Genomic DNA, 786 nt, shown 5'->3' with positions numbered 1-786 from the left:
TGCCATTGATCGGGCAAACGACGCCACCATGCTCTATGTCGCGCAGGAAATCGGCTTCGCGCGGCGCGGTCATGGGGGCGAAGATGGTGCCGACCCGGGCGAGGTCGCCTGGGTGTCATTCCGGCATGATACCGCGCGCCCGACGGTCGAGGCGCGTGACGCGGGGACAGGCCAGACCTATCTGATCGATACGCCAGCAGGCGGCGATCCCCATGCCCATATCCATAACGCGCTGTTCAATGTCGTGGTTACGGACGAGGGGCATGTGGGGTCGCTTGACACGAAGCGGCTGCGATCGCGCGTTCATGAATTCGGCGCGTATTTCCAGGCACAACTCGCGGATGAACTGCGCCGGATCGGCATTGCCCAGCAATACGACGCGAACGAGCAGGCGACGGTTATCTCGGCCGTGCCGCAGGATATATCGGATTTCTTCAGCAAGGGACGACGGAACGTCATCAGGGCAGCCAAGGAGTACGCCGCGGCGGAAGGAGCGGACTGGGCGCATATGCCGATCGAACGCAAGCGCCGCATCCTGTCCATGGCTGGCCTGGCAGCCCGGCTCGACAAGGACAAAGGCACGAGCGACCATGAGATATGGCGAGAACAGGCCAGGCGTCTTGGCTGGGAGCAAAAAAGCCTGCTTGGCACGCCAGCAGCGCCCGTGGGCACCAGGGAACAACGATACGACATTGCCTACCGTTTCGCTGCGCGCCATCTCGCGAGGGAGTTTGAAACAGCTGCCGTGATCGATCACGACAAGCTCAGAACGTATGCGGCCCGGGG

Annotated in this window: 1 protein-coding gene; it reads left to right on the top strand. The window is 62.7% G+C overall.

The genetic code is table 11. The features are described 5' to 3' along the window. Positions 1-786 (top strand): MobF family relaxase (gene mobF / locus B7449_RS14900; protein ID WP_048883764.1); only part of this gene is annotated, 786 nt, incomplete at both ends.

Origin of the sequence: Komagataeibacter intermedius TF2 (assembly GCF_000964425.1) — a bacterium.
In the GTDB taxonomy this organism is placed as follows: domain Bacteria; phylum Pseudomonadota; class Alphaproteobacteria; order Acetobacterales; family Acetobacteraceae; genus Komagataeibacter; species Komagataeibacter intermedius.
The sequence above is the reverse complement of the archived record's forward strand: the minus strand, read 5'-3'. Positions and strand labels throughout refer to the sequence as shown.